The organism is Neobacillus niacini (assembly GCF_031457145.1).
Taxonomy (GTDB): domain Bacteria; phylum Bacillota; class Bacilli; order Bacillales; family Cytobacillaceae; genus Neobacillus; species Neobacillus niacini_J.
This window is the reverse complement of record NZ_JAVDVZ010000005.1, coordinates 374731-382143: the sequence shown is the minus strand read 5'-3', so window position 1 is coordinate 382143 and position 7413 is coordinate 374731. Positions and strand designations below refer to the sequence as shown.

Annotated in this window: 7 protein-coding genes; all 7 read right to left on the bottom strand. The window is 37.2% G+C overall.

Features of this window, described 5'->3' with window-relative positions; translation table 11 throughout:
- Positions 1-205: 205 nt before the first annotated feature.
- The 7 genes from J2Y03_RS15415 to J2Y03_RS15385 all read right to left on the bottom strand — a co-directional run bounded on the left by J2Y03_RS15415 (position 206) and on the right by J2Y03_RS15385 (position 7387).
- Positions 206-1321, bottom strand: a complete 1116-nt coding sequence (locus J2Y03_RS15415; protein WP_310195504.1) for a Nif3-like dinuclear metal center hexameric protein — start codon at positions 1319-1321, stop codon at positions 206-208.
- The gene (locus J2Y03_RS15410) at positions 1299-2030 is read right to left on the bottom strand and encodes a tRNA (adenine(22)-N(1))-methyltransferase (protein ID WP_310195516.1); all 732 of its coding nucleotides are present in this window, start codon (positions 2028-2030) and stop codon (positions 1299-1301) included. The genes J2Y03_RS15415 and J2Y03_RS15410 overlap by 23 nt, the downstream gene beginning before the upstream one ends.
- A gap of 80 nt (positions 2031-2110) precedes the next feature.
- Positions 2111-2470, bottom strand: coding sequence for a cytochrome c550 (cccA, locus tag J2Y03_RS15405; RefSeq protein ID WP_132088447.1), 360 nt, complete (start codon positions 2468-2470; stop codon positions 2111-2113).
- A gap of 428 nt (positions 2471-2898) precedes the next feature.
- Positions 2899-4026 carry an RNA polymerase sigma factor RpoD gene (rpoD, locus tag J2Y03_RS15400; protein ID WP_132088450.1) on the bottom strand — a complete coding sequence of 376 codons (1128 nt, stop codon included), beginning with the start codon at positions 4024-4026 and terminating at the stop codon, positions 2899-2901.
- Positions 4027-4068: 42 nt separating this feature from the next.
- Entirely contained in the window at positions 4069-5877 is a 1809-nt protein-coding gene (dnaG, locus tag J2Y03_RS15395; RefSeq protein ID WP_310195503.1) for a DNA primase, read from the bottom strand.
- A 91-nt stretch (positions 5878-5968) separates the two neighbouring features.
- Positions 5969-6169, bottom strand: coding sequence for a DUF188 domain-containing protein (locus tag J2Y03_RS15390; protein WP_310195515.1), 201 nt, complete (start codon positions 6167-6169; stop codon positions 5969-5971).
- 408 nt (positions 6170-6577) lie between these two features.
- Positions 6578-7387: a pyruvate, water dikinase regulatory protein gene (locus J2Y03_RS15385; protein WP_132088455.1), complete on the bottom strand. Its 810-nt coding sequence runs from the start codon at positions 7385-7387 to the stop codon at positions 6578-6580.
- Positions 7388-7413: the final 26 nt, after the last annotated feature.

The following is a 7413-nucleotide window of genomic DNA, read 5'->3' as shown; positions in this document are numbered from 1 at the left end:
CATGCTACTATTGTTACCCAATTTCCGCTCTACCAAGTTTTTCAGGCAAAATCATGCTACTATTGTTACCCAATTTCCGCTCTACCAAGTTTTTCAGGCAAAATCATGCTACTATTGTTACCCAATTTCCGCTCTACCAAGTTTTTCGGGTACAATCATACTATCTTTGCAACAGCGAAGCCTTGATTTTCAGGCATAACCAATCTTATATATATTTAAACGGGTCCGTATTCACTTCAGATGCAAAAATCTCTACTTCATAGCCAGATTCCTTGCACATTTTTGATAGTATGTTGGTAACACCCTTTTTCATGATTTTTTCGACATTATGACCAGGGTCAATCATGTTTAATCCTTCCATCATCGCATCATGCGCTGTATGATAATAAATATCTCCAGTAACATAAACATCAGCGCCTTTAAACTTGGCGTGCTTGAAATATTTGTTTCCATCTCCACCTAATACAGCGACCTTTTTTACCTTTGAAGTCAAATCTCCAACCACGCGGACCCTATCAACTTCTAGAGCTGTTTTCACTCTCTCTGCAAACTCTCCCAAAGTCATTTCATCCACTGTTCCGATTCTGCCAAGACCAAGGACCTCGCCTTTATTTTCAACAGGGTAAACATCATAGGCAGCCTCTTCATATGGATGGGCTTTTACCATAGCCGTTACTGCCTTTTTTAACAGGTGCTCCGGTATAATTGTTTCAATTCTTACTTCTTTTACCTCTTCTAGCTGTCCTTGCTGCCCGACATAGGGGTTTGTCCCTGCCTCTGGTAAAAACCTTCCTGTGCCTCCGCTTGAGAAAGAACAATGGCTATAATTGCCGATATGACCTGCACCGACATTGCCTAGGGCCTTCCTAATCTCTACGGCGTGACTTGAAGGTACATAGACAACTAATTTCTTAAGCTTTGTTTCAAAGGTTGGGACGAGCACTTCAGCATGTTCCAAACCAAGTGCATCAGCCAAGAGGTCATTTACTCCTCCATTTGCCACATCCAGGTTAGTATGGGCCGCATAGACAGCTATATCATGCTTTAACAGTTTTTCAATCATTCTTCCCTGTACAGTATCTGTCAGGACATTTTTAAGAGGTCGAAAGATTGGTGGATGATGGGCAATAATCAGCTGTACATCTCTTTCAATGGCTTCATCTATTACTTCTTCTAGTACATCTAAGGCAATCATGATTTTATTCATTTTCTTGTTCAAGCGTCCGATTTGTAAGCCAATTTTATCCCCTTCCATTGCAAGACCTTTTGGAGAGAACTGTTCAAATAGTTGAATGATTTCATGTCCATTCGCTGTCTTCATTGTCCAATACCCCCTCGATAAGTGATATTTTCTTTATGAGCTCTTGTTTTTTCTCCTCGGTTTCCGCTGAAGGTGCTGCACTTTCAAGCTGCTCATAAATCCGTTTCCAGTTCTTCTTTTCTAAGCTCCATTTCTTTTTAAATGCCTTTTCTTTTCCTTGAAGAAGAAAAGGTCCAACTAGAAGACCAGTTTCTAATGGTATGTCACAGTAAGGCTTTAAAGGATCTCCTTTTTCTGCTACTAAAATCTCGTAAATCTTACTATCTTCTTCGATGATTTCCTCAGCAACCAGTTCCCAATTGTTTTCGATTAACCAACTTCGAATAGCGATTGCATTAATATTGGGCTGTAACACAAGACGTTTTACGGAATCTAGTTTTTCATTACCATTTTCTAAAATACTTGCAATTAGACTGCCACCCATTCCGGCTATTGTAATACAATCTACATCGCCAGGCTGAATCACTTCCAGCCCATCCCCCATCCGTACTGATATCCTGTCAGCAAGCCCTTCTGCTAAAACATTTTTTTCCGCAGATTGAAATGGACCTTTTGCTACTTCTCCAGCTATACCAAAGGAGATTTGACCGTTTTTAACAAGAAAACTAGGTAAATAAGCATGATCAGAACCAATGTCCGCAAGCTTCGATTCCTTTAGCACATATTTTGCTACCGTTTCTAACCGAACTGATAATTTATCCGTATTCAAATCATTCACCACTTTGTATGTATTACATCTAGTATAAAAAAAGTCCTTTACAAAAAGCAAAGGACCTCTTCTTTGAAAATTTATTTAATATTTGCTAACCAATCAGCCATTTCATCGGCTTGCTCTGGTTTAACCATACCGCCTGGCATGTTTCCTCTACCCTTGGTGATTACTTCTTTGATTTCATCTTTGGATAACCTGTCGCCAACACCTGTTAGAGCAGGACCCATTCCCCCTTGGTAAGCGTCACCGTGACAGCCTATACATGACTTGTAGATGTCTTCAGGAGTAGCAGCAACCGTTTCTTCGGTTGTTCCACCACCCTCTTTTTCCTTGGCAAGCTCATCCATATCCCCGAGGCCTTTGAAAGACAATAAGAACATTAGTCCGATTCCAAAAACAAAGATCAGGATGTAAGGAATTACCGGATTTCGATTCATCATATAACCTCCCTTATGTACGTATAACTGTAAATAAATAGTCTTCTACAAACAACTACTATTTTACTTTAAAAACTTAAGAAGGAAAAGCCCTAAACTTATTTTGTCACGATAATATTTAGAAAAAAGCTAAATGCTTTTATAAAGTCAGCCTTTTTAGTCTTCCCAATATCAAAAGTTTAAAAATATTTTTAGTTATTTTTGAATATAATTTTCTTTTGATTACTAATGAATGATTATGGGTTGCAATAGAGATAAACCTTTATTGCAAAAATGATTTGTGATTAAAAATAGAAAGATTATTTTTACCTATTTGCAAAGTGTAAAACAATTCAGTAAAATAATAACAAATACAGAAAGTGCTTTCATTTCCATTTAGCGAAAAAAATAGTCTACCTCTAGAGAGAAGTAAACTATCTTTAATTTATTTATTCTAAGAAGTCTTTGAGGCGTTTGCTTCGACTTGGATGTCGTAATTTACGCAATGCCTTTGCTTCAATTTGTCTGATACGTTCACGGGTAACACCAAATACTTTTCCGACCTCTTCAAGAGTGCGGGTGCGTCCGTCATCCAATCCAAAGCGTAAGCGAAGAACATTTTCTTCACGGTCTGTTAAGGTATCTAGGACATCTTCAAGCTGTTCTTTTAATAATTCATAGGCAGCATGCTCCGAAGGCGAAGTAGCGTCTTGGTCTTCAATGAAATCACCAAGGTGTGAATCATCTTCTTCACCTATAGGAGTTTCAAGAGAGACAGGCTCTTGAGCAATTTTCAAGATTTCTCTAACCTTATCTGGTGTTAAATCCATATCTTCACCAATCTCCTCTGGAGTTGGTTCCCGACCAAGGTCCTGAAGTAATTGTCTCTGGACACGGATAAGTTTATTAATAGTTTCAACCATATGCACAGGAATACGAATGGTCCTAGCTTGGTCAGCAATCGCTCTTGTGATGGCTTGGCGTATCCACCATGTAGCATACGTACTGAATTTAAAACCTTTACGATAATCAAATTTTTCTACTGCTTTGATTAGTCCCATATTCCCTTCTTGAATAAGATCAAGAAATAGCATACCGCGGCCAACATAGCGTTTTGCAATACTTACTACAAGGCGAAGGTTTGCTTCAGCTAGGCGTCGTTTCGCTTCTTCGTCGCCACCCTCAATTCGGTTAGCCAGCTTTATTTCATCTTCAGCGGAAAGTAAGTCTACGCGGCCAATTTCTTTTAAGTACATACGAACAGGATCGTTTATTTTAACTCCAGGAGGAACGCTAAGATCGTTTAAATCAAACTCATCGTCACCACTTTTTGCTAATTGCTTAGGGTTTGGATCTTCCTCGTCACTTTCTCCTACTAATTCGATTCCTTGATCACCGAGGAATTCATAAAATTCATCCATTTGATCGGATTCTAATTCAAAATTTGCCATTCTTTCAGCAATATCATCGTAGGCAAGGACGCCGGTTTTTTTTCCCAGTACCGTTAACTGTTCTTTTACTTGTTCGAAGGTCAATTCATTCTCGGCCTCTTTTGAACGAGCTGATTTTTCAGCCATATGTCCCCCTCCTTCCAGAATCAAAGACATTAAAAATGGAATCTATAGCGATTTACGCAATTGTTTGATTTCAGTAGCAATTGCAGCTGCTTGACTATAATCACTTTGCCGCTCTGCTTCTTTCAGTTCCACTTCTTTTTCTTTTATCTTTAACAATTTTTGATAATTCAACACCTGTTTGATATAATCGTTTAATTCTTGGCTGCTTAATTCATCATTTACTGACATCATTTCTATATCAGCGACGATTCTTCTAAGATTGCCATCTTGAATATAGGTTAAAAATGCACTAGAATCAGGATTCATATGCTCTTCGTAAAAACCAATTAGATAAGTTATTATTGCCTGATGTTCATCAGTATTAAACGTGTTGCCTTGCAATAAATCCTGAACCTTATAAGCTGTATCCCGATCTTTCAACATATGGGCAATTAATCGCCGTTCTGCCGTAAAATGTGCAAGCGGTAATCTTTTCTCCTGTTTAACAAAAGTACTCGGCTTGTTAACTGGCGGAGTTTGACCATTTGATTTCCTTTTTTCCGTAAAGAAAACTTGTTTTAGTTGTTGCTGTAAGGCCTCTAAAGAAATGGAGAACTCTGAGGCAAGCTGCCGCAAATAGTGATCTTTTTCAACAGCTTTTGTCAATTTACTTATTTCCTTAAGTATTGTTTCGATATAGGCAAGCCGATCTCCTTCAATTTGAAGATTTTTTCCTCTTCGAAAGTAAAGAAATTTAAATGCCATCCAGGTAAGACTTGCACTTATGACCTCATTTCGAAACTTTTCTGGGCCATTTTTTTTTATATATTCATCTGGATCAAGTCCATCTGGCATCATGGCAACTTTGATGGAACAGCCTGCGTCAATGAGCATATTACCAGCTCTAAAAGCTGCTTCAATACCTGCTTTGTCTGAATCAAAACAAATGGTTATAGACTGGGTATTTTGCCGGATAAGGGTGATGTGCTCTTCTGTCAAGGAAGTGCCCATTGTAGCAATACCATTTTCCACACCAGACTTATCAGCAGCAATGACATCAGCAAAACCTTCAAAAAGAACTGCTTGCTGTAATTTTCGTATACTTGGTTTGGCCAAATGAAAATTATATAAAATTTTACTTTTATTAAAGATTACTGTTTCGGGACTATTTAAATATTTGGGCTCATCTGCCCCTAATGATCTCCCTGAAAAAGCAATCGTGTTTCCATTGCGGTCAGAAATAGGAAACATAATTCGATCTCGGAATCGATCAAAATAAGTTCCATCCCTTTCTCGTTTGATAATCAATCCGGCCTTTTCCATCAATTCTGGTGAAAAATCTCTTTTGGTAAGAAATTTGTATCCAAAATCCCACGAATTTAATGAATAACCAATTTGAAATTTATCAATTGATTCTCGGGTAAATCCTCTATTCAGCAAGTACTCTAACGCATGTTGACCATCTTTTGTATTTACCAATAAGTGATGGTAAAATTTTTGCAAGAGTTCATGCGCGTCCAGCATCGACTGAAGTTCTGGAGAAACACTCTTCCCCTTCCCATTTGCTGAGAAGTTTACTTGTAAGTCAATATTAGCCTTTTCAGCTAATTTAACGGCAGCTTCTAGAAAGGTAATTCCTTCTAGCTCCATTAAAAATGAAAAAACATTACCTCCCGCTCCACATCCAAAGCAATGATAAATTTGTTTATCGGTTGAAACGGAAAAAGATGGGGAGTTTTCTCCATGGAAAGGACATAATCCGAAGTAATTTCGTCCTTGTTTTTTTAGTTGAACATATTCGCTAATTAATTCAACAATATCAACAGACTGACGAATTTGATTGATTTTTTCTTCGGCAATCCGTTCTGCCATGAAAACATCTCCAATTGTACTTATTCTACAAATAATTCTAAATTCCTGCATAGTTCGACAAATTTTTTGTTATTTATATAACAAATTTTGTTCAATCATCAAAAATGGCAAGTCCAATATTCTGTGTAACAGTAATATCCCCCTTTGCTGTATGATTCATGATGAATAAGTCCGCAGCTTCTTTTCTGGAATCAATATATTTCCATGTTGCATTCGCATATGTAGTCTTATTGTTTCCATGATGATCATAAGAAGCGCTAAAAAGAACTTTTCCGGAAAATGCAGAAGCAATTTCGACAATTTCCTCTTTTACCGGGCATGAATCTGCATCGACAAAAATAGTTGGAATGCTTTTGTATAAGTATTAATTCTACATCACTCCGCATATTCCTTCTTTAAAATGCTAACTTTTTAAAGTAAACTCGCCAATTGGCAAGCCGTTGCAGGTCTAGGGCAGAGGGGTAGTTTACTTATCCAATCAGAATTTATAAATAAATAAATCTGAATAGCCTTAAGACTTATGTCGAATTTTTTTCTGAAGGTTCCCTTGACATCTAACAATAAATAGTTTATTCGTATACATGCAAGTCTAAACCTAAAAGATTCATTTTTATCACAATTTTTTATTATAGTACATTCTTTCAGACATTTCCATACTTTTTTATCGATAAATGAAAAACACATAATCTAAGATTATGTGTTAAGCTCTTCTTTTATGAAAGTAATTTAAAATAACATTTGCAGTTTCTTCAACTGCCTTATTGGTTACATCTATAACCGGACAATTAATTCTATTTACTATTTTTTCAAAGAAGGTTAATTCATCACGAATTCTTTCAATATTGGCATAGCTTGCCTGATCATTTAGTCCTAGTGAGATTAACCGTTCCCGTCTAATATTATTTAGTTTTTGGGGGCTGATTTTTAGTCCAAAGCATTTCTCTGCAGGTACTTTGTATAATTCCTCTGGAGGGTCCACTTCTGGAACAAGAGGTACATTTGCAACTTTTAAACGTTTTAAAGCAAGATATTGTGACAAAGGAGTTTTGGATGTCCGGGATACTCCAATTAAGACAATATCCGCCTTTAATATTCCTCTTGGGTCACGTCCATCATCATATTTAACTGCAAACTCGATGGCTTCTACTTTTTTAAAATAGTCTTCATCAAGTTTTCTTACCAGTCCAGGTTCACACAGTGGGGTTTTCCCGCTAAAGATTTGGATTTGATCCATGATTGGACCCATTAAATCTACCGCATATATTCCTGCTTCGTCTGCTTTTTCCTTGATATAGACACGCATATCTGGTTTTACTAAAGTAAAAGCGATCATTGCATGATCCATTGTAACAAGCGAAATTACTTCATCAATATGTTCTTTATCCTCTACATAAGGAAATCTTTTCAATGTCATACCTGACCCATTAAACTGGCTGATTGCCGCTTTTGTAACTAATTCAGCTGTTTCCCCCACTGAATCAGATACCACATATATAACAGGTGTAATCATTCTTTCTCAACAGCTCCTTTCGGAAA

Coding starts and splice junctions, on each gene's coding strand:
- rpoD (WP_132088450.1), bottom strand. CDS start 4,026: ATGGCTGAAAAATCAGCTCGTTCAAAAGAGGCCGAGAATGAATTGACC.
- J2Y03_RS15415 (WP_310195504.1), bottom strand. CDS start 1,321: ATGAAGACAGCGAATGGACATGAAATCATTCAACTATTTGAACAGTTC.
- dnaG (WP_310195503.1), bottom strand. CDS start 5,877: ATGGCAGAACGGATTGCCGAAGAAAAAATCAATCAAATTCGTCAGTCT.
- J2Y03_RS15385 (WP_132088455.1), bottom strand. CDS start 7,387: ATGATTACACCTGTTATATATGTGGTATCTGATTCAGTGGGGGAAACA.
- cccA (WP_132088447.1), bottom strand. CDS start 2,470: ATGAATCGAAATCCGGTAATTCCTTACATCCTGATCTTTGTTTTTGGA.